A 25434-nucleotide genomic window follows, 5' to 3' on the forward strand; every position below is an offset into this window, starting at 1 on the left:
AGGCCGCCAGATTATCATCAATCGGCGTTGTTGCATCGCGCTGTTACACGCGCCTTACCAGCCGGCCCTCAGGCGATGGCGCCGCGGCGTATCAGTTCCTGGTGGTGGCCGTTCAGGGTGGCGACGGCGTCCTTGCCGCGGGCCATGCCGGTGAGGACGATTTCGCTGGACTTGGTGAAGCGGTGGCCGATGCGGATGGTGTAGGACTTGCACAGCCAGCTGAGGAAGTTCGGCACGTAGCTGGCTTCGTCCATGTCGCGCCATTTGACGCCGGCGACGCCCTTGCTCCAAGGCAGGATGCCCGAGCTGAGCCAAACGCCGACGTCGTCGTAGTAGAGCTGGTAGCTGCGGATCAGCAGCACGCGGTAGCCGACCAGCAGCGCCGACGCGGCCAGCACGCCGGCCGCCGCCATCTGGTTGAAGTTGAACGCCAGCGGCAGCAGGCCGAAGAACAGCAGCAGCGCGACGACAAAGATGCCGATGTAGGCGGTCCAGGACTTGCCGCACAGTAGAGTGGCCGAGTGGCCGATGGTGGATTCGTTGCTGTCTTCCATAAGTTTCCTTGTCTGGTGGTGCGCGGATAATGCCACGGATCGCCGCGCCGGCCCAACACAGCCGCGGCCGGCCGGTGCGCGGGCTATTGCCGCAAGCCTTCTTGTAGCATGCCCAGCATGTCGCCGGCCGACATGCGCGCAACCGCGTCGCTGCCCTCGAGCAGGCTGTCGGCCAGGTCGCGCTTGTGCTTGTGCAGGTTGACGATGCTTTCCTCGATGGTGTGTTTGGCCACCAGCCGGTAAATCGTCACCGGGCGCAACTGGCCCATGCGGTGGGCCCGGTCCGAGGCCTGGTCCTCGACCGCCGGGTTCCACCACGGGTCCATATGGATCACGTAGTCGGCCGCGGTCAGGTTGATGCCCATGCCGCCGGCCTTCAGGCTGATCAGGAAGACGTCGCCGTCGCCCGCCTGGAAGGCGTCGACCCGCACCTTGCGCTCCAGCATAGGGGTCGAACCGTCCAGGTACTGGTAGCGCACGCCGTGCTGGTCGAGGTGTTGGCGGATCAGGCTCAGGTGGTCGACGAACTGGCTGAACACCAGCACCTTGTGGCGGTTTTCCAGCAGCCCCGAAAGCAGTTGCGCGAACGCCGCCAGCTTGCTGCTGGCCAGCCCGAGTTCCGGCGCCACCAGGTGCGGGTTGCAGCAGGCGCGCCGCAGTTTCATGATTTCGGCCAGGATTTGGATCGCCTTTTTCGCCGCCGGCTCCTCGACCATCGCCAGCTTTTCCAGCGCGGCGCGGCGCAGCGATTCGTACAGCGCCGTTTCCTGCGCCGACAATTCGACCTGCATCACAATCTCGGTGCGCGGCGGCAGCTCCGACAGCACCTGCGACTTGGTGCGGCGCAGGATGAAAGGTTGGATCAGGCGGCGCAGGCGCAGCCGGGCGCCGGGCTCGGCGGCCCGCTCGATCGGGCCGGCGAAGCGCAGGTTGAACTGGTCGAGGGTGCCGAGCAGGCCGGGATTGATGAAGCGGAACAAATTCCACAGCTCGCCCAGGTGGTTTTCCAGCGGCGTGCCGGTGGCCACCATGCGGAAGTCCGCTTGCAGCGCCATCACCGCCTGGGAGCGTTTGGTGGCGCCGTTCTTGATCGCCTGCGCCTCGTCGAGCACGACGGTGTGCCATTGAACGTCGGCGAACAGCTGCGCCTCCTGTTGCAGCAGGCCGTAGCTGGTCACCACCAGGTCGAAGGCGCCGGCGCCGCTCAGGGTTTCCTTGCGGTCGCCGGCGCCGAACAGTACCAGGTTCAGGGTCGGGGCGAAGCGCGCCGCCTCGCTGAGCCAGTTCATGCACACCGAGGTCGGCGCCACCACTAAGGTCGGGCCGTGCGGCGCGCGCGCCAGGATCAGCGCCAGCGCCTGCAGCGTCTTGCCCAGGCCCATGTCGTCGGCCAGGCAGGCGCCCACGCCCCAGTTGGCCAGCCGCGCCAGCCATTCGAAGCCGGCCAACTGGTAGTCGCGCAGCTCGGCTTGCAGCGTGCTCGGCAGTTGCGGCACGTAGCCGGCCTGGTCGCACAGCCGCGCCATGTGCTCCTTCCACAGCTTGTCGGCCTTGACGCCGCCGGCGTCGTTGGCCAGCTCCTCCAGCGCGAACGAGGCCAGCGGATGCACGCGCACGCCGTCGCCGTGCGCCTGGCCGTAGGCGGCCAGCTCGGACAGGCGCCGGTGCAGCTCGTCGCTGAGGGCGAGGAACTGGTTTTCGCCCAGCGCGACGAAGCGGCTTTTGCCGTTTTGTATCAATTCGAGCAGGGCGCGCAGGTCCAGCACCTTGCCCTCGTCGATCTGCAACTCGCCGCTGGCGGCGAACCAGTCCTTCTCGCCCTTGATCGCCAGGCGCAGTTGCTGGCTCTCGACGCGCTTGCTGACGCGGAACGATTCGCCCTCCGGCCACGCCAGCACCAGCGTTTCCGGGTCCAGCTCCTGCAGCTCGACCAGCAGTTGCAGGCACGTGGCGGGCTGGCCCAGCAGCCATTCGCCGTGCTCCTCGTCGGCCGCCTCCAGCGCGCGGCACTTGTCGACCAGCTGGCGCCGCGCCTCGCGCTCGCCGTCCAGCTCGCGGCGCGCCTGCACCGGCCGGCCGGCGACGTCGGCGAAGACGCTCTCGGCGCCGCTGCCGGGCGCGTAGTAGGCGCCGCCGTCGCTGAGCGGGCGCACCAGGATTTGCATTTTCAGACCCTGCTGGTAGGGTAGCAGATGCACGTGCAGGCGGGCGTCGGCGGCGATTTGCTCGACGTTGTCGGCGCCGCCGACGATGTCGGACTGCACCGTGACCAGCGAGGAAAGCGCGCCGATCGCCTGCAACACCTGCTGTTCGGCGTGCAGCGGCACGGCCAGGCCGGCGCCGACGATGGCGCCGATGCGCCGGTGCTCGTCGAGGATGTGGATGACGCGCAGGCGGGTCGGGGTTTCCTTGGTGACGACGATGCCGGCGCCGTGCTCGGGCAGCGGCGGCTGCAGCGTGATCCACAGCTCGCCGCCGTTGGCCTTGATCAGCAGTTCCGGCGCGCCGGCCAGCAAGTCCAGGCGGGTCTCGGGCGCGTCCAGGCGGAACACCAGCGGGTGGCCGACCAGCGCCACCAGCGCCTTTTCGCGCTCGACTTCATAGCGCGGCGACGACGAGTAGTATTGCGCGAACGGGCCGATCGTGGCGGCCACGCGCACGTCCTGCGGCGCCAGGAAGTCGATCGTCGCGGCCTCCTCGTACAGGCGTTTCAAGCCCATCGCGCGGCCCTTGCTCCAGGCGCCGCGGGCGTCGCGCTTCTGCTCGCGCGGCTCGATCTCGGAGACGCCGTCGCGCTCGTTGAAACCGATCAGCCAGACCAGCCGCGAACTCTTGCCGTCGACCTGGGCCGGCGCGCCGGCGCCGCCCTGCGGCTGCAGGTTGATCAGCGCGCTGAGCTGGCGCTGCCAGGCTTCCTGCCGCTCGAACCACGGCGCCAGGTCGACGAAGCCGTGGCGCTTGCGCAGCATCGCCGCATAGTCGTCCAGCTCGGCGTCGCCCATCCGGCCCAACAGACCGGCGGCCTGCGCGGCGATGAAATAGAAGCCGCCGGCGTTGGCCTGGCGCACCAGTTGCTGCAACTGCGGCTTGCGTTCTTCCAGTTGCGGCAGCGCCAGCCAGTAGTACAGCAGGGCCTGGAACATTTGCGCCTGCAACTGGGTTTCCCAGTTGCGCGAGGGGAGCGCGTCGGCTTGCAAGGTGCCGGCGCGGATCTGCCGCAGCATGCTGAGTTGCTGGTAGACGGTGCTGTCGTGGTTGTGCTGGGCGCGCAGGGCCAGGTCGAGGTAGGTTTCGGCTTGCTTCAGCAACTTCGGGTCGTTGCTGCGAAGCAGGGCCAGCACGTATAAATGGCCGCCCATGCCGGGGAAGCATAGTTTGCGCTTGCCGCTTTCGCGCCGCAGCAGCTTGAGCGCCGCGTCGTAGCCGGCCAGCGCGCCGTCCTGGTCGCCGCGCAATTGCGCGGCGGCGCAGCGCAGGAACTGCGCCAGGGCGCCCTGGGCGCTGCGCAGCAGGGCGTCGGCCTGTTCGAGTGCGCCGCAGACGATGGCGTGCTCGGCCAACGCCATGCACAGCGCCGCCGCCGGCGGCTCGCCGGCTTCCAGCTGGCGTTGCAGGTGCTGGACGCAGAACAGCGCCAGCGTCGGCGCCGTCTCCGGCTCGCGCTGGCTGTGGTTGACCAGGATGGCCAATATCTCGTCCTGCAACTGGGGATGGATGCGCGCCATCATCTCCGGCTCGAACGGCCGGGCGCAGATATCGATCAGCGGATGCAACTGGCCGGCCTCGTAGCAGGCCAGGCAGGCGTTGAGGATAGGCGCCACCTGTTGCGGGGCGTCGCCGCGCAGCAGGGCGATGCGCAGGCGCGCCACGCCCTGGCGGTAGCTGCGCAGCTCGACGAAATGGTCCCAGCTGCGGCGCACCGGGCTGATGGTTTCGACGGCGTCGCACAGGTCGCGCAAGCGGCAGGCTTCGATCGCCGCGCGGATGGCCGGCCAGCGCAGCGTCGAGTCGATGCTGAAGCCGCGCCCCACCGCCTCGCTGAGCATCGCCAGGCGCACCAGCCGCTGCAGCGCCACCAGCACCACGGCCAGGCGGAAGTGGGTGCCGTCGGGTTCGTTAATGTTGGCGCGCTGCAGGTGCTCGCACAGCGCGTGCTTGCCGATCGGTTCGCCGACGATGGCCAACAGCGCCATGATCATTTTTTCGTGTTCGTCGAGGGCGTTAAATTCGGTAAGCAGTTGCTGGTCGATCATGCAGGTTCCATCTGTTGTGCTTCAATGTGGTCGCGTCGGTATTGGGCGTCAGGGCAGGTTGTGGATCCGCACCGCGGCGGCGGCGCCGGGCGCGTCCAAGCCGAACACGCGCAGGTAGAAATACAACTCCGCCTCCAGCGTGCGCACGATGTTCTCGGCCTTGCGGAAGCCGTGGCCCTCGCCCTCGATCTCGACGTAGGCGACCGGCACGCCGCGCGCCTTGAGCGCCTCGACCATCAACACCGACTGCTGCGGCGGCACCACCTTGTCGTCCAGGCCCTGGAAGAAAATCATCGGCCGCTTCAGGCGGTCGGTATGGTGGATCGGCGAGCGCTCCAGGTAGAGCGCCTCGGCCCGCGGCGCCGGCGCGATCAGGTACTCATTGTAATGCGACTCGAACTTGTGCGAATCCTGGTCCAGCCCCTTCAGGTCGGACACGCCGTAATAGCTGGCGCCGGCCTTGAACACGTCGTGGAAGGTCAGCGCGCACAGGGTGGTGTAGCCGCCGGCGCTGCCGCCGCGGATGATCAGGCGCTCCGGGTCGACCAGGCCGCGTTCGACCAGATAGCGCGCGCCGGCGACGCAGTCGTCGACGTCGACGACGCCCCATTCACCCTGCAGGGCGTCGCGGTAGGCGCGGCCGAAGCCGCTGCTGCCGCCGTAGTTGACGTCGAGCACGCCGAAGCCGCGGCTGGTCCAGAACTGCGTCGCCAGCTTCAGCGTGTTGCTCGCCATACTGGTCGGGCCGCCGTGGATGATGACGATCAGCGGCGGCTTGGTGCCCGGCCCGCCGGCATAGTCGTCGTTGCGCGGCGGGTAGAAGAAGGCGTGCGCCTGGCGCCCGCCGCTGCTTGGATAGACCACGCTCTCGGGCACCGACAGGTAGGCGCCGGCGGGCGGCTCGGCGATCGAGCGGGCCAGCACCTCCAGTTCGCCGTTGGCGAAGTCGATGCGCGCCAGCTCCAGCGGAATGGTCGGGCCGCCGCCCAGCAGGGCGACGAAGCCGGGGCCGACGCGCAGCTCGCGGATCTCCTGGTAGGGATTGGCTATCGTTTCCAGCTTGGCGCCGCCGGCCCGCAGGCGGCCCAGGCGGCTGACGCCGTTCTCGATATACGTGCAGACGATCTCGCCGGCCGAGCGGAAACCGTACATGGCGACGCCGAAGGTCCAGTGCGGGCAGGCGAACTCGGCCTGCATCGGGCACAGCGCCTCGACGTCGGCGCCGCGCAAGCGGTACAGATTCCACCAGCCGCTGCTGTCGGAGACGAAATGCAGCAAGCCGTCGGGCGACCATTCCGGCTGGCACACCGATTCGCGCGCGCCGCCGGCGATCAAGCGCGGCGTCGACAGCGCGCCGTCGGCGCCGACCTCGGCCAGCCACAACTCGGTGCCCTGCCACGGCATGCGCGGATGGTCCCAGCTCAACCAGGCTAGAAAACCACCGTCCGGCGACAGGCGCGGCGCGGCGAAGAAATCGTGGCCCTGGGCCAGCACGGTTTCGGCGCCGTCCGCGGCGATCGCGCAAATCGAATTGACTGGATGGGCGTGGCCCTCGGCCGGGTGCAGCTCGCGCACGCCGATCAAGCGCTGGCGCTGCCGGTCGACGACGAAATCGGCGTGGCGCTGGGTGCCGGCTCGGGTCAGCGCAAGCGGATCGGCGCCGTCGCGCTGGACATACACGCGGTTATCGGCGAAATGCGAGAAATACACGGTAGCGCCGTCCACCGCGTAGGCGCCGCCGCCGTACTCGTGAACGCGGCTGCGCACATTCCACGGCGCCGGCGTCAACTCGTCGACGCTGGCGCAGCGCTGGCGCAGCAGCGTATTGCGGCCGGCCTCGGTGGCGCGGCCGGCCAGCCAGAAAATATCGCCGCCGTCGGCCCCGCCCAGTGCCAACTGCGACAACGGCGCCGCGCCGGCGGCCACCAGCGCGGCGCTGATCGGCGAAGGCCACACGCCGAAAGGGGCGGTAATGCTGGAAGAGGCAGACGTCATACGAACTCCCGAAAAAGGAAAAAACAGCGTGGCGCGCGAAGGCGGCGGGGCGTTAATCATAATGAAAGCGTGGCGAATCATCCAGACAAACTTATAAGCAACTCCCGGGCGGCACGCAACAACCCCGGGGTCGGGTCTCGATTTAACGTTTTTGTTCGCGCTCGGCAAGGTTCTTGTGTTCGATGGGCAAGTAAGCCGCCATGTTGAGACCTGCCCCCCAGGGTTGTTGTGTTGGCGCGGCTGTTGGGCGTAGGCATTTCGGATGATGAATCCGCGGCGATTGGGTGCGATAATAGCGTCTTTCTCCAAGCTATTGATCGCCTTCCATGCCACAATTCGCTCCGCTTCAGAATGATACTTTCTTGCGCGCTTTGCTGCGCCAGCCTACCGAATACACGCCCGTGTGGTTGATGCGGCAAGCCGGGCGCTATTTGCCGGAATACCGCGCCACGCGCGAGCGCGCCGGCTCTTTCCTGGGCCTGGCGAAGAATCCCGATTACGCCACCGAGGTGACGCTGCAGCCGCTCGACCGTTTTCCGCTCGACGCGGCGATTCTGTTCTCGGACATTTTGACGGTGCCGGACGCGATGGGCCTGGGCCTGTATTTCGTCGATGGCGAGGGGCCGAAGTTCGAGCGTCCGCTGCGCACCGAGCAGGACGTGATGGCCTTGCGCGCCCCCGATCTGGGCTCGCTTGATTATGTGTTCAACGCGGTCACGCAGATTCGCAGCGAGCTCAACGGGCGGGTGCCGCTGATCGGTTTTTCCGGCAGCCCGTGGACGCTGGCTTGCTATATGGTGGAGGGCGGCGGTTCGAAGGAGTTCCACACCATTAAGAAGATGCTGTACAACCGGCCCGATTTGATGCACCACATTTTGCAGACCAACGCGACCGCGGTGGCGCAGTATTTGAACGCCCAGATCGACGCCGGCGCCCAGGCCGTGATGATTTTCGACTCCTGGGGCGGCGCGCTGGCCGATGGCGCCTACCAAGAGTTCTCGCTCAGCTATATGCAGCAGGTGATGGCCCAGTTGAAGCGCGACAAGGACGGCGTGAAAATCCCCGCCATCGTCTTCACCAAGGGCGGCGGCCAGTGGATCGAGCAGATCGCCGATATCGGCGCCGACGCGGTCGGCCTGGACTGGACCGTCAACCTGGCGCGCGCGCGCGCCCTGGTCGGCCACAAGGTTGGCTTGCAGGGGAATCTGGACCCGGCCATCCTGTTCGCCAGCCCGGATCAGATTCGCGCCGAGGTGGCGAAGGTGTTGACCGCCTTCGGCGCGCCGGCGCAGGGCAACGGCCACGTGTTCAACCTGGGCCACGGCATTTCCCAGTTCACGCCGCCGGAGTCGGTCGCGGCGATGGTCGAAGCGGTGCACAGCCAGAGCCGGGCCATGCGCGCCGCCTGATGTCGCCGGACGGCGCCGCCCGGCGCCGGAAAAAGGGCACGTTTCGCTGTGAAACGTGCCCTTTTTTCCTTCCGCGGCGATACAGAAAAACCGACTTATGCACAATTTTTTTTACTGCGGAAATAACAGGCAGCCCAAATCACCCGCCCGGCGCGTAGCGCCAAGTCGTTGATTTGTAAGCGTTTAATTTACCCGTCTTGGCTTCTTATTTTGGTATTCGGCAAGGTTGTTCCCCATGCCGGGGAGATAACAACTTCATTGTCCACAAAGTTATCAACAGATTCTGTGGATAAAAATGAAAAGTACTTTGTTTACCGCGACTTAGCTGAAAAGCGCAGGTTCGACGCGAGCTTGCGGCGCTAAAGTATATTTTTGTGGCAATTTTGCCGTCGTGCCCGCTGATTTGCGCGAGCGCAAGCTTTCTGTGGATAACAGGGGGCCGCGCATACGCCGGTCCGGCGTTGCCGGGCGTCATTATCGATGCGATTCCGGTATGAAAATGGCCGCTAATACCTCACTTATGCACAGAGAGCAAGAAAAATCACGACATTGCTTGTCTCCTACGAGGTGATTTGTAAGTAGTTGATTTTATTCGCTTATTTTTCGTCAATTCGGGCCCGCGGCGTCTCTAGCTGAGTTATCAAACGATGGTTTCCTTGCGTCAATTTCGCTTTGTCCACAAAGTTATCCACAGGCGCCAACGCTGCCGGGCGGCGCCGCGGCGCGTCCGTCGGGCCGGCGGCGGCGGTGCCCGCGCCGGCGTGGCGGGGTTGACGCGGAACAGGAAAACCTTCATTTCCTTGCTGCTACAATCGCGGCGCCGCCGGCCGCCAGAGCCGGGTGTTCGCGGGTGTTTTAGCAGCAGTCGCAGTATGATGGCTGCGCTGGTCCAGCCCGCCCGCGCGGCGGATAAGCTGCATGGATAATTCAAGCAGCCCCGGCGCGCGCTTTGCCGCGCCCTTTTTCAGATTGGTAGCATAGATGGCGCAGTGCATTCTTAAAATCGCGCTCGACACCCCGCTAAACGCTTGTTTCGACTATCGCTGGCCGTGCGAGGCGGACGCGTGGCCGCAGGTGGGGCAACTGGCGCTGGTGCCGTTCGGCCGGCGCGAGGTGATGGGTCTGATCGTCGGGGTGTCCGGCGCCACCGAGGTGCCGGAGGCGAAGCTGAAGGACGCGCTGGCGGTGCGCTCGCAGTTGTCGCCGCTGTCGCCGCAATGGCTGGCGCTGGCCGGCTTTGCCGCCGATTATTATCAGCGCCCCTTGGGCGAGGTGGCGTTGCCGGGCCTGCCGAAGAATTTGCGCGTCTTGACCACCGTCGCGCTCGACCGCGCCATCAAGAAGCTGGCCAAGGACACCAGCGAGCACGACGGCACGCCGCTCGACATGCCGCGCTTGAACGGGGCGCAGCAGTTGGCGGCCGACGCCATCGGCGGCGCCAGCGGTTTCCAGCCGACCTTGCTGTACGGCGTCACCGGCAGCGGCAAGACCGAGGTGTATCTGCAAGCCTGCGCCCAGGTGCTGGCGCGCGAGGCCGACGCGCAGATCCTGATTCTGGTGCCGGAAATCAATTTGACGCCCCAGCTGGAGGGCAATATCCGCGCCCGCTTCCCCGGCGTGATGCTGGCGACCTTGCACAGCAGCCTGTCGGAGGGCGAACGCATGCTGCACTGGTTGGCCGCGCACCAGGGCAAGGCCCGCATCGTCCTCGGCACGCGCTTGGCGATCCTGGCGTCGCTGCCGAACCTGAAGCTGATCGTTATCGACGAGGAACACGACCCGTCCTACAAACAGCAGGAGGGCTTGCGCTACTCGGCGCGCGACCTGGCCGTGTGGCGCGCCTGGCAACTCGGCATTCCAATCGTGCTGGGCTCGGCCACGCCGTCGCTGGAAAGCTGGCACCACGCCCAGTCGGGCCGCTACCGCAAGCTGGAGCTGCGCGAGCGCGCCGTCAAGAACGCGGTGTTGCCGCGGGTTAAATTGCTCGACATGGAGCGCGACCGCCCCAAGGACGGCCTGACCTCGCACCTGGTGGCGGCGTTGAAGCTGCGCATGGAGCGCGGCGAGCAGTCCTTGCTGTTCCTCAACCGGCGCGGTTATTCGCCGGTGATTTGCTGCGAATCGTGCGGCTGGATCAGCAATTGCACGCGCTGCACCTCGTTCATGGTGTTGCACAAGCCGGAGCACCGCCTGCGCTGCCACCATTGCAGCCTGGAGCTGCGCATTCCGCGCCATTGCCCCACCTGCGGCAACGTCGACCTGCAGCCGCTGGGGCGCGGCACCCAGCGCGTCGAGGAGGGCTTGCAGTTGCTGTTCCCCGAGGCGCGCATCCTGCGCATCGACGCCGACTCGACGCGCAAGAAGGGCAGCGCGCAGGAAGCCTTCGATACGGTGCACCGGGGCGAGGTCGACATTCTGATCGGCACGCAGATGGTGGCCAAGGGGCATGACTTTAAGAAGCTGACGCTGGTCGGCATCTTGAACCCGGACACGGCGCTGTTTTCGCAGGACTACCGCGCCAGCGAGCGGCTGTTCGCGCAATTGATGCAGGTGGCGGGCCGGGCCGGGCGCGCCGCGCAGACTGAGGGCGGCAGCGTGAGCGAGGTGCTGATCCAGACCCGCTACGCGCGCCATCCGCTGTACGACGCCGTGGTCAACCACGACTACGACCATTTCGCCACGTCGCTGCTGGAGGAGCGCGCCCAGGCGGCGCTGCCGCCTTATCTGTTCCAGGCGCTGCTGCGGGCCGAGGCGCCCGAGCTGGACACCGCGATCGCGTTTTTGAAGCTGGCGCAGGGCTGCGTCGCGCACCCGGCCATTACGATCAACGATCCGATACCGATGAGCATGACGCGGGTCTACAACGTCGACCGCGCGCAGTTGCTGGTGGAGTCCGCCTCGCGGCCGGCGTTGCAAGCGTTCCTGAAAGAATGGCTGGCGGCGCTGCGCGACATGAAAAGCCGCGTCAAGTGGTCGCTGGAAGTGGACCCCCTCGATATTTAAGTTAGCGCGATGTCGTAGGTCGGGTGAGCCGGGACGGCGTAACCCGACAACGTTGGCGACAGGCTAACTGAACGTCACTTTACCCCGGCTGTACCAGGTAGCGCCGCGCGCTGCCGATGATTTGTTCCGACAGTAATTTGGTGAACGGCGCGTCCAGCGTCCACGCGTGCCAGCTCAGCGGCACGTCCAGCGTGCGCCCCGGTCGCAAATCCACCAGGCGCTCGCTGGCCAGCGCGGCGTTGGCCTGCTTCTGCGGTATCAAGCCGTAGGCCATGCTGCCGAGGATGCAGTCGCTCAGCGCCGCCGACACCGGCACGGTGTGGTGCGGAAACTGGCCGCGCATGTCGAGTTCCTGATGCAGGAAGCGCGCCAGCAGACGGCGGTCGCTGACGGCGGCCGGCGCCAGTTGCGCCGCCTCGGCCGAAAAGCCGTCGCCGAACCAGTGTCCGGCAAACATCGGCGTGGCCACGCAGACGTAGCGCATCAGGCCCAGCGCGGTCACGCTGGTGCCGGCGGCGTTGTCGGCCGACACTTCGGGCGCGCCCGCGATGCAACCGAACACGCTGCCTTCGCGCACCAGCCGCAGCGCGCTGTCGCTGTCGGCCAGGCGCACGTCGAGCTGGCAGCGCGGCGGCGACAGCAGCGCCGGCAGGCTGTCCTGGAACCACGTCGCCAGGCTGTCGGCGTCGAGCGCTAGGGTGATTTCCGGCATGCTGACGCTGTTGCCCAGGTCGATGTCGAGCGCCGCCTCCATCAATTTCACGTTGCGGTGGTGCACGATCAGGCGCTGGCCCAGTCCGGTCGGTACGGCCGGCTGGCCGCGTACGATCAACAGCCGCCCGCTGGCGTCTTCCAGCGCCTTGATGCGCTGCGATACCGCCGACTGCGTGATGCCCAGGGCCAACGCGGCCTTCTCGAAACTGCCGTGGCCGGCGACCGCTTCCAATACGGCGAGCGCCCGATAATCTAACTGTGGCATAAGCTGCGCTTATAAAATTTATTAATGATTAGCCATGCTAATACATCGTTGCCGGGAAGTAAAACGTAATGTAACGCAAAAGAGTAATATTCATCGGGGGAAACCGGCGCTACGACGCGGCTTGACACAAGGAAATGCAATGAAGACCATACAAGTGGATGTCGCCGTGATAGGCGGCGGAACGGCTGGCATGACGGCGTACCGGGCCGCGCGCGCCCACGGCAAACGCGTCGTCATGATCGAGGGCGGCCCTTACGGCACCACCTGCGCGCGGGTCGGCTGCATGCCCAGCAAGTTGCTGATCGCCGCGGCCGAGGCGGCCCACGCCGTGGCCGCCGCGCCGGCCTTCGGCGTCCATGCCGGCCCGGCGCGGATCGACGGCGCGGCGGTGATGGCGCGCGTGCGCAGCGAACGCGACCGCTTTGTCGGCTTCGTGCTGGAGAGCATAGACGGCATTCCGGCCGAGGATAAAATTGGCGGCTACGCCCGCTTCCTGGACGCGCGCCGCCTGCAGGTGGACCAGCATACCGTGGTCGAGGCCGGCAGCGTGGTGATCGCCACCGGTTCCACCGCGAGCGTGCCGCCGGAATGGGAAAAGGCCGGCGATAGGGTGATTATCAGCGACGATGTGTTTGACTGGACCGATTTGCCGGCATCGGTGGCGGTGGTCGGCAGCGGCGTCATCGGCTTGGAGCTGGGCCAGGCGCTGCACCGTCTCGGCGTGCGCGTAACGCTGTTCGCGCGCGGTTCCAGCGTGGCCCAGTTGAGCGATCCGCTGGTGCTGCAAACGGCCGCGCGCACCCTGTCGGAGGAGCTCGACCTGCGCTTTCAAACCCGCGTCACCGGCGTCGCCGCCGATGGCGCGGCGGCGCTGGTAAGCAGCGTCGACAGCGCCGGCAAGCAGCGCAGCGAGCGTTTCGACTATGTGCTGGCGGCAATCGGCCGCAGCCCGAACGTCGGCCGGCTCGGCCTGGAATTGACCGGGCTGGCGCTCGACGAACGCGGCGTGCCGCTGTATGACGGCGGCACCATGCAATGCGGCGACAGCGCCATTTTCATCGCCGGCGACGCCGACGACGAGCTGCCGATCTTGCCGGAGGCGGCCGACCAGGGCCGTATCGCCGGCGACAACGCCGCCCGCTACCCGCAAGTGCGGCCCGGCCTGCGCCGCACGCCGCTGACGGTGGCCTTCTGCGAACCGCAGATCGCCAGCGTCGGCGCGCGCCACAGGGACTTGTGCGACAGCCACGCCGGCAAATTCGCGGTTGGCGCTGTGTCGTTCGAGAACCAGGGCCGCAGCCGCGTCATGTTGCAAAACCGCGGCATGCTGCGGGTCTACGGCGAATTCGGCAGCGGCCGCTTCCTCGGCGCCGAGATGGTCGGTCCGCGCGCCGAGCACATCGGCCATTTGCTGGCCTGGGCTTGCCAGGCCGGGCTGACCGTGGCGGCCATGCTCGACATGCCGTTTTACCATCCGGTGGTGGAGGAGGGCGTGCGCACCGCGCTGCGCGAGCTGGCCAGCCATTTGTCCAAGGATGGCGCCGAGCAATTGTGTCAGGATTGCACGCCCGGCGCGTAAAACACACGGGCGGGTAGACGCCGGCCCCGCTTTCGACGATCATCTGGAGACGACACAATATTGATTGTGGGTAAGTATCATTAAACATTGCACACCTTGCCCCGCGGCGTATCTTAAAAATAAGCGCAGCCACGAGCGCAGGCGGGGCCGGGACCAGAGATGACACTACAAATACGACGCATTACCACCAGCGAGCTCGCGGTAGGGCAGCCGCTGCAATGGGACGTGCACGGTGAAAGCGGCGGTTTGCTGGTGAAGCGGGGCCATGTGGTGGCCAGCGACACGCAAATGGATTTATTGCTCGAACGCGGCTTCATCGAGGTCGACGACGGGTCCGTCCCAAGCACTTGCCAGGAGCCGCCGTCGACCTTGCGCATGCTCAACCTGGCGCGCGCGCAGTTGCACGTGGCGCTCGTCGATATCCTCAACGGCCAGGCCACTGTGCGCGAGAAGCTCGACGATGTCGTCGCCTTGATCGCCGATGCCATCGATGTCGACCAGGACGTCGCGCTGGCCTGCATCCTGCTCAACCAGGACGTCGGCGAGTACGCGACGCGCCACAGCGTCGACACCGCCGTGGTGGCGATGGTCATGGCGCGCGCGCTGAAAATGCCGCCGGAGCGGGTGGCGAGCGTGGCCCTGGCCGCGCTGACGATGAACGTGGGCATGCTGCAACACCACGAGCGCTTCCAGCACACCGCGGCGCCGCTGGCCGGGGCCGACCTGGCCTATCTGCGCGGGCATCCGCAGGCCGGCGTCGCGCTGCTGCGGGCGGCCGGCGTCGACGACGAGGACTGGCTCGCCTGCGTGCTACAGCACCACGAGAACGAGGACGGCACCGGCTACCCGCACGGCAAGACCTCGGCGCAGATCGGCGTCGCCGCCAAGATCGTCATGCTGGCCGACCGCTACTGCGCCCGGGTGTCGGCGCGCAGCTACCGCAAGGCCATGCTGCCGAACGCGGCGCTACGCGACATTTTGCTGGAGGGGAAGGAAACGGTGGACGCGCAACTGGCGTCGGTGCTGCTGCGCGAACTCGGCATCTATCCGATCGGCACCTTCGTCAAGCTGCTCAGCGGCGAGATCGGCATCGTCACGCGCAAGGGGCTCAATTCAACCACGCCGCACGTGCTGTCGCTGATCAACCCCTGGGGCGGCAAGCTCGACGTGCCGCTGCGGCGCGACACCAAGATCGACCGCCATGCGATTCGCGAGGTGCTGGGCGGCGACCAGGCGGCGCTCAGTTTCCGGCTCGACCAGTTGTGGGGGCGCTCGGCCAGCGTGTAGGTCGGATGAGCGCAGCGTAATCCGACATGCTCCGCAGCGGCGCTCGCTCACTTCGCCTAGTTCAGCAGCCCGTCCAGGCGGCCCTGCTCGGCCAGCTCGCGCAAGATGCGGATGGTGTCGATATCGGACTCCTGGTAGGCCGAGCGGCGGAAATCGTTGTACATCGCGTTGGCCGAGTCGGTCGCCTCGTCCTGGCCGTCGTCGTATTGGAAGCGCACCCACAGCGTGTCGGCGGTCGGCGCCTCGATCGTCATCACCAGGCTCGACGCGCTGATGTCCTTCTGCGGCGCCACCTCGTAGCGCACCTGGTGCGGCGGCGACAGCTGCACGCGGTCCTGGATGACCAACTCGCCGTAGCGCAGGCTGCGCTTGAAGCCGCTGTCGTCGCGCGCGCTGATCTCGCACTCGTCCAAATGCGGCACGAACAGCTTGGGCGACTCGGCGCGCAGCACCAGGCCGCGCCACAATTGCTGGTCGCTGAGGGTGTCGATCAGCGGGTTCATGGGGTCGTTAATCTCGATCAGGTGTTCAAATTTCATTGGATTGCCGTCAAATAAGTGGAAGCGCGCAGCGCCCGTCGGGGACAATGGTAACGCACCGGCGCGCCGGGCCGTTAGCAAAGCGCTCAATTTGCATGTTCAATGGCATGCTCAATGTAGAGGATATCCGCCCAACGTCGATTTTATCAATGGCGGCCGGGTGCCGCTTGACCTAGCTCCAGCTTGGCGCGCGCGGTTTTGCTGCTGATACAATGGGGCGTCGTCCTCCGTCCCCGAAAACCCCTCCCGATGTCCACAGCACCCCAGTTCGGCCTGAACGTTCCGCAAAGCGAAGCCGTGACCTACCTCGACGGCCCCTGTCTGGTGCTGGCCGGCGCCGGCTCGGGCAAGACGCGCGTGATCACGCAGAAGATCGCCCATCTGATCGAGGACCGCGGCTACGATCCGCGCTCGATCGCCGCGCTGACCTTCACCAACAAGGCCGCGCTGGAGATGCAGGAGCGCATCGCCAAGCTGCTCAAGCAACCGCGCCAGGCCAAGCAGCTGACGGTGTCGACCTTCCACTCGCTGGGCGTCAAAATCCTGCGCCAGGAGGCCAACGGGGTCGGCCTGAAGGACCGTTTTTCGATCATGGACAGCGACGATTGCTTTGCGCTGGTGCAGGACTTGGCGATTACCACCGACAAGCAGTTGATCCGGCGCATACAGAACGACATGTCGCTGTGGAAAAACGGCTTGATCGACCCGGACACCGCGCTGCACCAGGCCAAGGACGAGGACGAGGCCCAGTCGGCGCGCATCTACCGCAGCTACGTGGCGACGCTGTCGGCCTACCAGGCGGTGGATTTCGACGACCTGATCCGTCTGCCGGTGGAATTGTTCCGCAACAACGACGCGGTGCTCGACCGCTGGCAGCGGCGCCTGCGCTACCTGCTGGTCGACGAATACCAGGACACCAATACCTGCCAGTACGAGCTGGTCAAGCTGATGGTCACCGGCATCGGCAAAAAACCGATGTTTACCGCCGTGGGCGACGACGACCAGGCCATCTACGCCTGGCGCGGCGCCACCGTGGAAAACCTGAAGACGCTGGAGGTCGATTTCCCCGACCTGCGCGTCATCAAGTTGGAGCAGAATTACCGCTCGACCATGCGTATCTTGAACGCCGCCAACGCCGTCATCGGCAACAACCCGAAGCTGTTTGAAAAATCGCTGTGGTCGGAGCACGGTCTGGGCGAGCCGATCAAGGTGTTGGGCATGCAGAACGACGACCAGGAGGCCGAGCAGGTCGCCATCATGATCTCGGCCGACCGTTTCGAGCGCAAGAACAAGTATTCCGACTATGCGATTTTGTACCGCGGCAACCACCAGGCCCGCGTGATCGAGCAATGCCTGCGCAAGGAGCGCATCCCGTACACGATTTCCGGCGGCCAGAGCTTCTTCGACAAAGCCGAAATCAAGGACATCATCAGCTACCTGCGCCTGCTGGCCAATGAAAACGACGACCCGGCCTTCATCCGCGCCGTCACCACGCCCAAGCGCGGGGTCGGCATGTCGACGCTGGAAGTGTTGGGGGCGTTTTCCAAGCAATGGAATTGCTCGCTGTTCGAGGCGTCCTTCAAGGGCGGCCTGGAAGCGTTGTTGCCGGACCGCCAGTTGCTGCCGCTGCGCCAGTTCTGCACCTTCATCAACCAGCTTGAGTCGCGCGCCAGCCGCCCCGGCCCGTCCGGCAGCGGCGAGAACGCCGCCGCCGTGCTCGACGACATGATGAAGGAAATCAACTACGAATCGTATCTGTACGACTGCTTCGACGACCGCCAGGCGCAAAGCCGCTGGCAGAACGTGCTCGACTTCACGATGTGGCTCAAGGAGCGCGGCTGCGGCGGCAAGGACAAGTCCGGGCCGGAGAAAAACCTGCTGGAACTGACGCAGATGGTGGCGCTGATGACCATGTTGGAGGGCCAGGACGAGGAGCCCGACGCGGTGCGCATGTCGACGCTGCACGCCTCGAAGGGGCTGGAGTTTCCGCACGTCTTCCTGGTTGGCGTCGAAGAGGGCATCCTGCCGCACAAGGGCGACCCGGACGCGCCGGCCGAGAGCATGGGCGCGCGCATCGAGGAAGAGCGGCGCCTGATGTACGTCGGCATCACGCGGGCCCAGCGCACGCTGCGCATCACCTGGTGCAAAAAGCGCAAGCGCGCCGGCGAGCAGGTCCATTGCGACGTCTCGCGCTTCATCAAGGAAATGCAGCTCGACGTCGGCGACGCCGTGCCGACCGAGGCCGAGACCATTTCGCCGAAGGAGCGCCTGGCGCGCATGAAGGCGCTGTTGGCCGCGCCGAAAGTGTAGCGCACGTCATGCCGTCCGTCCGGCAAGCACCGTGCCACGGCGCGAACGCCAAGATGATCGGCAAGAAAGCCATGTATTGCCAAGCGCTCGACGACATCATCGTCTGCGGCGGCGTTTATCTGGAATAGCGCTGGCGCAGAGGCCGGCGGAGGGCTGCTTCCAGCATAATTGGCAAGCTACCGCGACCGCGTAGCGTTAAAATGCCTGCTTTATCGCCAGGAGCACGCCGTGGGTAACGAAGACCGTTTTATCGACATTGAAATCAAGCTGGCGCACCAGGAAGACATGGTCGAATCGCTGAACCAGCTGGTCTACGAACAGCAAAAACGCATGGACAAGTTGGAGGCGATGTGCGGCGCGCTGGCCCAGCGCATCCGCGACAATTCCGACGGCGGCGCGAACCCCGTCAACGACAAGCCGCCGCACTATTAATCACCGCGGTAACCGGCCGCCGGGCGGGCCTATCCGCCGAGCGCCACCCGGGCGGCGGCCAAGTCCCACGCCGCCTGTCCCACGGTCTTGAAAACCGGCACAAGCGCCGGACGCGGGCGCTGGCCGGACAGCAGCGCCGCCAGTTCGACGACGCCGTTCCAGTCGACCTTGGCCTGGATCAAATCGCCGGCCTCGTGCCGTGCGCCGGCGAGGTCGTCGACCACGATTTGCCGGCGCCGCAGCAGTTCCGGCGGAAACTCCGCCATGTCGGGCTTGAATGCGCCGACGCCGACCGCCAGCGTATGCGCGCCAATATCGACTGGAATCACCGGCGTCTTCGATGTCGTCAGCGCAATCACGACGTCCGTTTCCGGCAGCTCGTGCCGCAGCGAGGCGGCCTCCAGCGCAATGGCCTCGACGCCGGCGTGGCGCCCGCGCAAAGCCTGGCAAAACGCCTGCGCGCCGGCCGCGCTGGTACCGGCGACGCAAAAGCGCGCCACGCCGAAGAACTGTACCAGCGCGTCGACGTGCGCCGCGGCTTGGGCGCCGGTGCCGATGATGAGCACGGACGCCGGTCTGCACGGGGCAAGGGTGGCGATGCCGAGCAGCGTCATCGCGGCGGTGCGGCGCGCCGTCACGGTCGGCCCGTCCAGCAGGGCCAGCCGGCGCCCGGTCGCGGTGTCGAACACTACGACCTCGCCCTGGATCACCGGCAGCGCGTGGCGGGCGTTGTCAGGGTGTACCGTCACAAGCTTGGTCACGCTGATGTCGGCGGCGACGGCGGGCATGCACAACAGCACGCTGGCGGCGTCGACGGGAACGACCAGCCGTTCCGGCGCCAGGATGGCCCTGGCGGCCAGTTCTTGCGCCGCCCGGGCCAGCGCCGGGACCAGTCTGGAATAGGGCAGCGCGGCCGCCGTTTGAGTGGGATCGAATAGTTGCATGGAATGCGCCTAACGTAGGAAGAAGCCGGTGGGGAAGGGATCGGAATCTTCCAGCACCCACTGGTTGAAGCCGGCGATGTGGGCGTGGCCGCTCACTTCGGTGATTGCGGCGTCGATGGCGCCGACTTGCAGCGTGTCGGTGACGCGCACCTCGACACTGCTGCCGACGATACTGCCGTTGACGAAGGTCATCAGGAATTGGCGTAGGTCGTCGCGGTTTGCCTTCAGCCAGGCGCGCTTGTCGAGAATGGTCGCGCCCGGCACCGGCGGCATGCCGGAGACGAGAATGCGCAGGGGCTCGCCGCCGGTGTGCGCGTCGATGGTGTGGATGGTCCGTGTATAGCTGAGCATGGCCGTCTTTTAAGCAATCGGTCGCAGTGGTGGAGAGAATGCGGGAAGTTGAACATCGTTCAAATATCTGCTCGTATTGTACGTCTACGGGCGTCGCTCCAATGACGAGGCGGAGCCGCCTAGACATGCTCGTCCACGGCGAATGCGCGTTGGCTGCGGCTGACACACTACTGATACACGATGAACAAAACGCCGAACAAGTGCTTCAACATACGGGACGCCTTGCTTGGCAATGCCTGCGTTATAGCCGAAGTTGGCGCGCGCTTTGTATCACCGTGTATCCGCCCGCGGGCCTGATACAAAACATTGCACTGGGGCGGCAGGGAGACACACGGCAGATACGCTGGCCGGTTCCAATACTCCCATCCCAACGCATTCACGGAGTTCCACCATGCACAACCTGATCGAAGCGCCGCTGGCCCTGCTGGCCGGCGTCTTCACCATCGCCTCGCCCTGCGTACTGCCGATACTGCCGATACTGCTCGGCACGGCGGTGGCGCAATCGAGCCGCGTGCGCCCGCTGTTCATCGTGGCCGGCTTCGTGCTGACGTTCGCGGCGCTGGGCATGCTGCTGGGCGTGGTGTCCAGCCGTATCGAACTGGCCCACGAGGCGCTGCGCAACGTCGGCATCGCCATGCTGGCCCTGTCCGGCCTGTTCCAACTGTGGCCGCGGCCGTACCGTTGGCTGATGGCGCGCGTGGACGGCCCCTTGCAGCGCTTGGGCGCCGGCGGCGGCAACGCCGGGCCGGGCAAGGCCGGCGGCTTCCTGCTGGGCATGTCGCTGGGCGCGGTATGGACGCCCTGCGCCGGCCCGGTGCTGGCCTCGATCCTGGCGTTGGTGGCGCGGGCGCAGGACGTCAGCTGGTCGGCCCTGCTGCTGTTGCTGTACGCGGTAGGCGCCGGCATTCCGATGCTGGTCATCGCCTACGGCGGCCAGTTTATGCGCGGCCGGGTGCGCCAACTGGCGCGCCACACCGGGCGGCTGCAACAGTTCTTCGGCCTGCTGGTGCTGCTAAGCGCCTGTGCCATCTATTTCCAATACGACGTGCTGGCATACGCCTGGCTCGCCGACGTATCGTCGACCCTGAAAGGACTTTGACATGCTCATCCCTGATGAAAACCCTGCTGACCACGGCCGCGCTGGCCGGCGCCGTTGCCGCCCAAGCCGCCGCCCCGGTGGCGGCGCCGGAATTTACCGGCATCGACACCTGGCTCAACTCGGCCCCTTTGACCATGCAGCAACTGCGCGGCAAGGTGGTGCTGGTTGATTTTTGGACTTATACCTGCATCAACTGCATCCGCACGCTGCCGCACGTGAAAAGTTGGCACGCCAAGTACAAGGACCAGGGCCTGGTGGTGGTCGGCGTGCACACGCCGGAATATCCGCACGAGCGCTCCACCGCCAACGTCACGGCCGCGCTGAAACGCTTCGACATCCAATATCCGGTGGCGCAGGACAACCGCTACGCCACATGGGGCGTCTACAACAACCGCTACTGGCCGGCGACCTACTTGATCGACAAGGGCGGCAAGATCGTCTATTCGCACTTCGGCGAGGGCCAGTACGGGGAAACCGAAGCGGCCATCCGCCGCCTGCTGGCGCAGCCAGGCTGATGCCGGCTGAGGATTGAGGTGCAACAGAATGGTCATACGACTTCAACCTGCCACATTTTTGGTCGTGTTGACGCCTAATCGGTTTTTCCGTTGTGTTTCACCGGCCGGCGCCCCGGATTTTGCCGGCTGTTCGTCGTCATCTAGCCTGGTGTTTGACAATACCCATAATGGGTATTAACATACCCATTATGGGTATTTATACAGACGCGCTATTCACGAAAACGCAGCAGCGGGTGCTGGCGGTGTTGTTCGGCCAGGCACAGCGTTCCTTCTACGCCAACGAAATCATCCAGCTCGCCAACTGCGGGTCCGGCGCGGTGCAGCGCGAATTGGCCCGGCTGGAGCGGGCCGCCTTGGTGACGGTGCGCCGGATAGGTAACCAGAAGCATTACCAGGCCAACCACGAAGCGCCCATCTTCGCCGAGCTGCGCGCCATTGTCGTGAAGACCTTCGGCGTGGCCGACGTGCTGCGGGCTGCGCTGCAGCCGCTGTGGCCGCAAATCGAGCTGGCCTTCGTCTACGGCTCGTTGGCCAAAGGTGGCGAACACGCCGGTAGCGACGTCGACCTGATGGTGGTCGGCGTACCGTCGTCGAACGCGCAGCTGCTCGACACGCTGCTGCCGGCCCACGCCCAATTGGGGCGCGTGGTGAACCCGACCTTGTATTCTCCCGAGGAGTTCGCGCAGCGGGTACGCGATGGCAAGTCCTTCATGCTCCGCGTGTTAGAACAGCCAAAAATGTTCATCAAAGGAAGCGAACATGACATCAAGCGGCTCGGCGGCGCTGGCTAACCTGGCGCGCGCAGCGACAATCGCTACCTGGTGTTCCAGTGTTTGGAGCACACGCTGGGCTGGGCGCCGGCGCGTTGGCTGCTGCTCGACCAAGCTCACAAAAAGCGCAACCTGGCTGAATACGAGGGCGACCTCGACGTCACCGAGGGCTTCGTGCTGGAGTTAATCGACCATGCCGCGGCGCTGATCGCGGCGGCGCAGGCGCTGGACGGCGCTTGCTAGAAGAGACATTGGACGAATCCGGCCGGACTATGGGGCGGACTGTGCAATAAATAGTGGCCACTGTACTGATGTAGATTGCTGCCCCAGATTCCGGTAATCCAGACCCTAGCTTGGTGGCGCACTGGACGGGTTTGGGAGTGGGAATGGTTTGGGGGCTGCTGCTTTTCCAATGCTTCGCCTTAGCCTGCGATCCGCTGGGCAGGCATTGCAGGTGATCGCCGCGTCCATTTCCATCGTTGCTGGTGACGCAATGGTGTCGTGCTGCTATGATTTGGCGCTTAGCCCGCCATAGTTCGACACTATCGCGACCTTTGTTGTAGTCCCCATGAAAGATGCTATGGTCCGTCCTCAAATGCTCGTCCTTGCCGCCAGTATGTTGCTGGCCCATGTTGCCCACGCCGCGCCAGCGGCCCCCGCCGCCATGATCGAAGCCGCCAACCCCTTCTTCAAGGCCAGCCCGCTGCCCTTCCACATGCCGCAGTTCGACCAGATCACCAACGAGCACTACGCGCCGGCGTTCGCCGAGGGCATGCGGCGCCAGTTGGCCGAAGTCGAGGCAATCGCCAACAACCCCAAGCCGGCCACCTTCGACAACACCATCGTCGCGCTCGAACGCAGCGGCCAGCTATTGAACCAGGTCCGCCCGGTGTTCGAGAACATGTCCGGCGCCAACACCAACGAGGCGCTGGAAGGCGTCGAGCGCGACCTGTCGCCGAAGCTGGCCGCCCACAGCGACAGCATTTTGCTCAACGCCAAGCTGTACCAGCGCGTTAACAGCTTGTACGCCAAGCGCGACAAGCTGGGCCTGAACGCCGAGGCGAAGCGCGTGCTGGAACGCTACCACACCGATTTCGTGCGCGCCGGCGCCAAGCTGTCCGCCGCCGACAAGGAAAAACTCAAGGTCTACAACGGCGAGCTGGCCGCGCTGGCGACCGCCTTCAGCCAGAACGTGTTGAAGGAAACCAATGCGCTGGGGCTGGTGGTCGACACCCGCGCCGAGCTCGACGGCATGACCGCCAGCGATATCGACACCGCCGCCGCCGCCGCCAAGGCGCGCGGCCTGGACGGCAAGTTCGTCATCGCGTTGACCAACACCACCGGCCAGGCGCCGCTGGCGGTGCTGAGCAACCGCGCGGTGCGCCAGCGCCTGCTGGAGGCGTCGATGGCGCGCGGCAGCCGCGGCGGCGAGTTCGACAACCGCGCCATCGTCACCAAGCTGGCCAAGCTGCGCGCTGAACGCGCGGCCCTGCTCGGTTATCCGAACTACGCGGCCTACGCGCTGGAAGACCAGACCGCCAAGACCACGCTGGCCGTCAACACCTTGTTGGCGGATCTGGCCAAGCCGGCCGCCGCCAACGCGCGCCGCGAGGCGGCCGATTTGCAAGCCATCGTCGACGCCGAAAAGGGCGGTTTCCAGGTCGGCGCGGCCGATTGGGCGTTTTACACCGACAAGTTGCGCGCCGCCCGCTTCAATTTCGACGAAAACCAATTGAAGCCGTATTTCGAGTTGAACAGCGTGCTGAACAACGGCGTCTTCTTCGCCGCCACCAAGCTATACGGCATCACTTTCAAGGAGCGCAAGGATTTGCCGGTCTACGACCCGGACGTGCGCGTGTACGACGTCATCGACGTCAATGGCAAGCCGCTGGCGCTGTTCATCGCCGACTTTTACGCGCGCAGCAACAAGCGCGGCGGCGCCTGGATGAACGAGTACGTGTCGCAGTCCAAGCTGCTGGGCAACCTGCCGGTGGTGGGCAACCACTTGAACATTCCCAAGCCGCCGGCCGGCGAGGCGACGCTGATGACCTTCGACGAGGTCAACACGCTGTTCCACGAGTTCGGCCACGCGCTGCACGGCATGTTTTCGGACGTGACCTATCCGCGCTTCGCCGGCACCAGCGTGCCGAGCGACTTTGTCGAGTATCCGTCGCAGGTCAACGAAATGTGGGCGCTGTGGCCGGAAGTGCTGCAAAACTACGGCAAGCACTACCAGACCGGCGCGCCGATGCCGAAGGAGTTGCTGGACAAGGTGACGGGCGCGAAGAAGTTCAACCAGGGCTTCATGACCACCGAGTATCTGGCCGCGTCGCTGGTCGACCAGCGCTGGCACCAGTTGACGCCGGCGCAAGTGCCGAGCGATGTGCTGGCGTTCGAGGCGGCGGCGCTGAAGGAGGCCGGCGTCGATTTCGCGCCGGTGCCGCCGCGCTACCGCACCACCTATTTCTCGCACAGTTTCTCGGGCGGCTACTCGGCCGCGTATTATGCTTACCTGTGGAGCGAGAAGCTGGACGCGGAATCGGTGAATTGGTTCAAGGAAAACGGCGGCCTGCAGCGCAAGAACGGCGACTGGTTCCGCCAGAAGCTGCTGGCGCGCGGCGGCACCAATGACGCGCTGCAGTTGTTCCGCAACTTCCGCGGCCGCGACGCCAAGGTCGACGCCTTGTTGGAGCGCCGTGGTTTGGCCGGCAAGTAAACCGGAGGCGTGAGTCCGGGGTCAAACCCTCAGGGTCCGACCCCGGCTCTGCGCCGGTGTTTTAAAGCGGGGCGGCGGCAACTCGGCGCCGCCGCGACATGTCGCGCGGCGATGGATTTTTGGCAAACTAGTACTTCAGCGGTATGGGCGTTATCAATAAATATGAGTAAGATGGAACTATGAACGAGCAAGATTTGAACGGCGTGACATTGGAAGCGATCGTAACGCGGCTGCAGGCGCATTACGGCTGGGCCGAGCTGGCCAAGCGGATCGACATCAACTGCTTTATCAGTGACCCGAGCGTCAAGTCGAGCCTGAAATTTTTACGTAAGACGCCGTGGGCCAGGGCGAAGGTGGAACAGCTCTACCTCGGCACGCAGTTTACCAATTGACTGGAAAAAGCATGGACACCAATCTGAAGGCATCGTTAAAAAACCTGCACGCGAAATTGGCGGTCACCGGTCCCGTCGATGAAGAGTTGCAGGAATTGCTGTTGCAGCTGGACGGCGACATCAAGCAATTGCTCGACAAGCGCGTCGCCGACGCGGAGGACAGCACCACCTACGGCCTGGCCGAACGGACGCAGGAAATCTCGGCCAAGTTCGCGGTCAAGCATCCGCAACTGGAGCCGGCTTTGCGCGAGCTGGGCAATATCCTGTCCAGCATGGGCATCTAAGCCGCCAGCATAGCGGCGGGGCC

The 25434-nt window shown here is 65.4% G+C and carries 20 protein-coding genes; 13 read left to right on the forward strand and 7 right to left on the reverse strand.

What is annotated here, in order from left to right:
* Positions 1-68 precede the first annotated feature (68 nt).
* The 3 genes from JANGC3_RS0120375 to JANGC3_RS0120385 all read right to left on the reverse strand — a co-directional run bounded on the left by JANGC3_RS0120375 (position 69) and on the right by JANGC3_RS0120385 (position 6802).
* The gene (locus tag JANGC3_RS0120375) at positions 69-554 is read right to left on the reverse strand and encodes a hypothetical protein (RefSeq protein WP_017878342.1); all 486 of its coding nucleotides are present in this window, start codon (positions 552-554) and stop codon (positions 69-71) included.
* An 83-nt stretch (positions 555-637) separates the two neighbouring features.
* Complete coding sequence (locus JANGC3_RS0120380) at positions 638-4807, reverse strand: DEAD/DEAH box helicase (RefSeq protein WP_017878343.1); 4170 nt, start codon at positions 4805-4807, stop codon at positions 638-640.
* Positions 4808-4855: 48 nt separating this feature from the next.
* Positions 4856-6802 carry a S9 family peptidase gene (locus JANGC3_RS0120385; protein ID WP_026133255.1) on the reverse strand — a complete coding sequence of 649 codons (1947 nt, stop codon included), beginning with the start codon at positions 6800-6802 and terminating at the stop codon, positions 4856-4858.
* 326 nt (positions 6803-7128) lie between these two features.
* Here JANGC3_RS0120385 and hemE point away from each other — a divergent pair, with 326 nt between their 5' ends.
* Together hemE and JANGC3_RS0120395 are read left to right on the forward strand one after the other, a co-directional pair.
* Entirely contained in the window at positions 7129-8211 is a 1083-nt protein-coding gene (gene hemE / locus JANGC3_RS0120390; RefSeq protein ID WP_026133256.1) for a uroporphyrinogen decarboxylase, read from the forward strand.
* A gap of 981 nt (positions 8212-9192) precedes the next feature.
* Positions 9193-11214, forward strand: coding sequence for a primosomal protein N' (locus tag JANGC3_RS0120395; RefSeq protein ID WP_017878346.1), 2022 nt, complete (start codon positions 9193-9195; stop codon positions 11212-11214).
* A 79-nt stretch (positions 11215-11293) separates the two neighbouring features.
* Here JANGC3_RS0120395 and JANGC3_RS0120400 read toward each other — a convergent pair whose 3' ends face one another.
* On the reverse strand, positions 11294-12193 hold the full coding sequence (locus JANGC3_RS0120400; protein ID WP_026133257.1) for an ArgP/LysG family DNA-binding transcriptional regulator: 900 nt from the start codon (positions 12191-12193) through the stop codon (positions 11294-11296).
* Positions 12194-12332: 139 nt separating this feature from the next.
* On the opposite strand from JANGC3_RS0120400, the gene JANGC3_RS0120405 reads away from it, so the two are divergent.
* On the forward strand, positions 12333-13772 hold the full coding sequence (locus JANGC3_RS0120405; protein ID WP_026133258.1) for a dihydrolipoyl dehydrogenase: 1440 nt from the start codon (positions 12333-12335) through the stop codon (positions 13770-13772).
* A gap of 159 nt (positions 13773-13931) precedes the next feature.
* Positions 13932-15059 (forward strand): HD-GYP domain-containing protein, encoded by a 1128-nt coding sequence (locus tag JANGC3_RS0120410; protein ID WP_081611922.1) that lies wholly within the window; start codon positions 13932-13934, stop codon positions 15057-15059.
* 56 nt (positions 15060-15115) lie between these two features.
* Here JANGC3_RS0120410 and JANGC3_RS0120415 read toward each other — a convergent pair whose 3' ends face one another.
* Positions 15116-15598: an SRPBCC family protein gene (locus JANGC3_RS0120415; protein WP_017878350.1), complete on the reverse strand. Its 483-nt coding sequence runs from the start codon at positions 15596-15598 to the stop codon at positions 15116-15118.
* Positions 15599-15847: 249 nt separating this feature from the next.
* Here JANGC3_RS0120415 and JANGC3_RS0120420 point away from each other — a divergent pair, with 249 nt between their 5' ends.
* Together JANGC3_RS0120420 and JANGC3_RS0120430 are read left to right on the forward strand one after the other, a co-directional pair.
* Entirely contained in the window at positions 15848-17908 is a 2061-nt protein-coding gene (locus tag JANGC3_RS0120420) for a UvrD-helicase domain-containing protein (RefSeq protein WP_017878351.1), read from the forward strand.
* A 228-nt stretch (positions 17909-18136) separates the two neighbouring features.
* Complete coding sequence (locus JANGC3_RS0120430; RefSeq protein ID WP_017878353.1) at positions 18137-18340, forward strand: SlyX family protein; 204 nt, start codon at positions 18137-18139, stop codon at positions 18338-18340.
* A 29-nt stretch (positions 18341-18369) separates the two neighbouring features.
* Here JANGC3_RS0120430 and JANGC3_RS0120435 read toward each other — a convergent pair whose 3' ends face one another.
* A complete protein-coding gene (locus JANGC3_RS0120435) occupies positions 18370-19284 on the reverse strand; it encodes a delta(1)-pyrroline-2-carboxylate reductase family protein (RefSeq protein ID WP_017878354.1) in 915 nt (304 codons plus the stop codon).
* A gap of 9 nt (positions 19285-19293) precedes the next feature.
* Complete coding sequence (locus JANGC3_RS0120440) at positions 19294-19635, reverse strand: proline racemase family protein (RefSeq protein WP_017878355.1); 342 nt, start codon at positions 19633-19635, stop codon at positions 19294-19296.
* 391 nt (positions 19636-20026) lie between these two features.
* Here JANGC3_RS0120440 and JANGC3_RS0120445 point away from each other — a divergent pair, with 391 nt between their 5' ends.
* From JANGC3_RS0120445 to JANGC3_RS0120475, 7 genes are all read left to right on the forward strand, one after another.
* Entirely contained in the window at positions 20027-20734 is a 708-nt protein-coding gene (locus JANGC3_RS0120445) for a cytochrome c biogenesis CcdA family protein (protein ID WP_017878356.1), read from the forward strand.
* A 14-nt stretch (positions 20735-20748) separates the two neighbouring features.
* On the forward strand, positions 20749-21249 hold the full coding sequence (locus JANGC3_RS0120450) for a thioredoxin family protein (protein WP_017878357.1): 501 nt from the start codon (positions 20749-20751) through the stop codon (positions 21247-21249).
* Positions 21250-21437: 188 nt separating this feature from the next.
* A complete protein-coding gene (locus JANGC3_RS0120455; RefSeq protein ID WP_017878358.1) occupies positions 21438-22040 on the forward strand; it encodes a nucleotidyltransferase domain-containing protein in 603 nt (200 codons plus the stop codon).
* 30 nt (positions 22041-22070) lie between these two features.
* On the forward strand, positions 22071-22262 hold the full coding sequence (locus tag JANGC3_RS29710) for a hypothetical protein (protein ID WP_232429738.1): 192 nt from the start codon (positions 22071-22073) through the stop codon (positions 22260-22262).
* Positions 22263-22599: 337 nt separating this feature from the next.
* On the forward strand, positions 22600-24735 hold the full coding sequence (locus JANGC3_RS0120465; protein WP_232429739.1) for a M3 family metallopeptidase: 2136 nt from the start codon (positions 22600-22602) through the stop codon (positions 24733-24735).
* Between the two features lie 179 nt (positions 24736-24914).
* Positions 24915-25127 (forward strand): VF530 family DNA-binding protein, encoded by a 213-nt coding sequence (locus JANGC3_RS0120470; RefSeq protein WP_017878361.1) that lies wholly within the window; start codon positions 24915-24917, stop codon positions 25125-25127.
* An 11-nt stretch (positions 25128-25138) separates the two neighbouring features.
* On the forward strand, positions 25139-25411 hold the full coding sequence (locus JANGC3_RS0120475) for a DUF4404 family protein (protein ID WP_017878362.1): 273 nt from the start codon (positions 25139-25141) through the stop codon (positions 25409-25411).
* The last annotated feature ends 23 nt before the right edge of the window (positions 25412-25434 follow it).

Origin of the sequence: Janthinobacterium sp. CG3 (genome assembly GCF_000344615.1) — a bacterium.
GTDB lineage: Bacteria > Pseudomonadota > Gammaproteobacteria > Burkholderiales > Burkholderiaceae_D > Janthinobacterium.

Bases quoted from the DNA above. Each gene is read 5' to 3' on its own strand.
- JANGC3_RS0120375 (WP_017878342.1), bottom strand. From the start codon at position 554: ATGGAAGACAGCAACGAATCCACCATCGGCCACTCGGCCACTCTACTG.
- JANGC3_RS0120380 (WP_017878343.1), bottom strand. From the start codon at position 4,807: ATGATCGACCAGCAACTGCTTACCGAATTTAACGCCCTCGACGAACAC.
- JANGC3_RS0120385 (WP_026133255.1), bottom strand. From the start codon at position 6,802: ATGACGTCTGCCTCTTCCAGCATTACCGCCCCTTTCGGCGTGTGGCCT.
- hemE (WP_026133256.1), top strand. From the start codon at position 7,129: ATGCCACAATTCGCTCCGCTTCAGAATGATACTTTCTTGCGCGCTTTG.
- JANGC3_RS0120395 (WP_017878346.1), top strand. From the start codon at position 9,193: ATGGCGCAGTGCATTCTTAAAATCGCGCTCGACACCCCGCTAAACGCT.
- JANGC3_RS0120400 (WP_026133257.1), bottom strand. From the start codon at position 12,193: ATGCCACAGTTAGATTATCGGGCGCTCGCCGTATTGGAAGCGGTCGCC.
- JANGC3_RS0120405 (WP_026133258.1), top strand. From the start codon at position 12,333: ATGAAGACCATACAAGTGGATGTCGCCGTGATAGGCGGCGGAACGGCT.
- JANGC3_RS0120410 (WP_081611922.1), top strand. From the start codon at position 13,932: ATGACACTACAAATACGACGCATTACCACCAGCGAGCTCGCGGTAGGG.
- JANGC3_RS0120415 (WP_017878350.1), bottom strand. From the start codon at position 15,598: ATGAAATTTGAACACCTGATCGAGATTAACGACCCCATGAACCCGCTG.
- JANGC3_RS0120420 (WP_017878351.1), top strand. From the start codon at position 15,848: ATGTCCACAGCACCCCAGTTCGGCCTGAACGTTCCGCAAAGCGAAGCC.
- JANGC3_RS0120435 (WP_017878354.1), bottom strand. From the start codon at position 19,284: ATGCAACTATTCGATCCCACTCAAACGGCGGCCGCGCTGCCCTATTCC.
- JANGC3_RS0120440 (WP_017878355.1), bottom strand. From the start codon at position 19,635: ATGCTCAGCTATACACGGACCATCCACACCATCGACGCGCACACCGGC.
- JANGC3_RS0120445 (WP_017878356.1), top strand. From the start codon at position 20,027: ATGCACAACCTGATCGAAGCGCCGCTGGCCCTGCTGGCCGGCGTCTTC.
- JANGC3_RS0120450 (WP_017878357.1), top strand. From the start codon at position 20,749: ATGAAAACCCTGCTGACCACGGCCGCGCTGGCCGGCGCCGTTGCCGCC.
- JANGC3_RS0120455 (WP_017878358.1), top strand. From the start codon at position 21,438: ATGGGTATTTATACAGACGCGCTATTCACGAAAACGCAGCAGCGGGTG.
- JANGC3_RS0120465 (WP_232429739.1), top strand. From the start codon at position 22,600: ATGGTCCGTCCTCAAATGCTCGTCCTTGCCGCCAGTATGTTGCTGGCC.
- JANGC3_RS0120470 (WP_017878361.1), top strand. From the start codon at position 24,915: ATGAACGAGCAAGATTTGAACGGCGTGACATTGGAAGCGATCGTAACG.
- JANGC3_RS0120475 (WP_017878362.1), top strand. From the start codon at position 25,139: ATGGACACCAATCTGAAGGCATCGTTAAAAAACCTGCACGCGAAATTG.